Raw genomic sequence first — 1,591 nt, 5'->3', positions numbered from 1 at the left:
GCGAAGTACCTAGAGCAGTGGGTGGCGACTTTTGAAATTTCTTGGTTGATGATTCCTGACTTCGTTTACGCGTTGTTTATCGGTGTGTTCATCACTAACGTGTTTGAAGTGACCAAGCTGCATAAGACTGACAGCGAAACGGTCGATATTCTTGGTACGGTGTCATTGTCACTGTTCCTAGCAATGGCGCTAATGAGCCTTAAGCTTTGGAACATCTTTGACCTTGCGATTCCGTTCTTGGTTATCCTTGCGGTTCAGGCGGTGGTGTTAGGTATCTTCTCTTACTTTGTGACGTTTAAAGTAATGGGTTCTAACTACGACGCAGCGGTTATGGCAGGTGGTCACTGTGGTTTCGGCCTAGGTGCAACACCAACAGCGGTAATGAACATGGGCTCTTTGGTGAACCGTTTTGGTCCATCGCCACAAGCCTTCATGGTGGTGCCAATTGTTGGTGCCTTCTTTATCGATATCGTTAACCTGATTATCCTTCAAGGTTACATCTCGTTTATCGGTTAATGTTCGCCTTTGCTTAAACGCGATGAGCTCATCGCACTAAGATGAACACAAGAAAGCCAGTCTGTTGACTGGCTTTTTTATTGCTTGCTTATACTCGAGTTGCTCTAGTATAAGCATCAAATTTTCCCGAATTTGATGTGTATTTTTGCGTTGAATACAGCCGAACATATGTAATGAGTCGACTGCTTTTACACCTTTGTACTTATGATGGTGAACTGATTTGCAACTCCTTTAGTAAAGGAAATGCAGCCTTGATGTGCTCTCCCGTGACAATGAATCCAACCAACTGGTTATCTTCATTGAAGCCTTTGGCGACAATGCCTTTAGGATCGAATCGAGTTTCCCAGCTCTGAGCTGTGTGAATATCGCGCCCTGCCAGCTGAATCGGGTAACTCGGTGTTTTCACCTTGGTGATCATATGAGGCAAGCTGAGCTTTGCATCGCCCACTTTGATCTCGCCTTTATCCTTAGTTAACTGCTTGGCCAACACGTTTGCCGATAAGATTGCTGGCTGCAAATAGGCCATCACGCGCCCTTCAATTTCAGCGCAATCACCAATCGCATACACATTTTCGACACTGGTTCTCATGATGGTATCGACCACAACCCCTTTGTTTACTTCTATTCCCGCTTGTGTGGCTAACTGCGTGTTTGGTCTTAGCCCTGCTGCGGCAATCACGATATCGGTTCGTATCAATCGAGAAGAATTGGTTTGCAACCTCACTCCATCAGAAAGATACGTTGCGCGACACACTGCAGAATCGGTTTCGACGGTAACCCCTGCTTTTGTCAGTTCCCTTTCCAATTCAAGCGAAACGAAAGGTGGCACTAGGTTATTCAATAGATAACTTGCGGGTTCGATAATCGTGACATCTTTACCCGCAGTTTGAAGGTCGAATGCGAGCTCGACCCCAATCAAGCCTCCACCCATCACGGTGATGCGTTGAGCGCCATCGATCTGAGCTTTGTGTTTATCGAACTCTTCCAAACTATTTAACGTAATGGTTGCGCTGCGTTTAAGCCCTTCCGCTGGTGGTATAAAAGGCGTCGCGCCCGTCGCTAATACCAACTTTGA

The 1,591-nt window shown here is 46.3% G+C and carries 2 protein-coding genes; one reads left to right on the top strand and one right to left on the bottom strand.

Features of this window, described 5'->3' with window-relative positions; translation table 11 throughout:
• A partial coding sequence (locus AB4653_RS26650; RefSeq protein WP_372105735.1) for a sodium/glutamate symporter occupies nucleotides 1-516 on the top strand: 516 nt, incomplete at its 5' end.
• Nucleotides 517-718: 202 nt separating this feature from the next.
• Here the strand turns inward: AB4653_RS26650 and AB4653_RS26645 are convergent.
• The coding region (locus AB4653_RS26645) for an FAD-dependent oxidoreductase (RefSeq protein WP_372105734.1) at nucleotides 719-1,591 on the bottom strand (873 nt) is incomplete at its 5' end.

The sequence above is a fragment of the Vibrio sp. 10N.222.48.A3 genome (genome assembly GCF_041475345.1).
In the GTDB taxonomy this organism is placed as follows: Bacteria; Pseudomonadota; Gammaproteobacteria; order Enterobacterales; family Vibrionaceae; genus Vibrio; species Vibrio tasmaniensis_A.
This window is presented reverse-complemented; position numbering and strand designations above follow the sequence as displayed.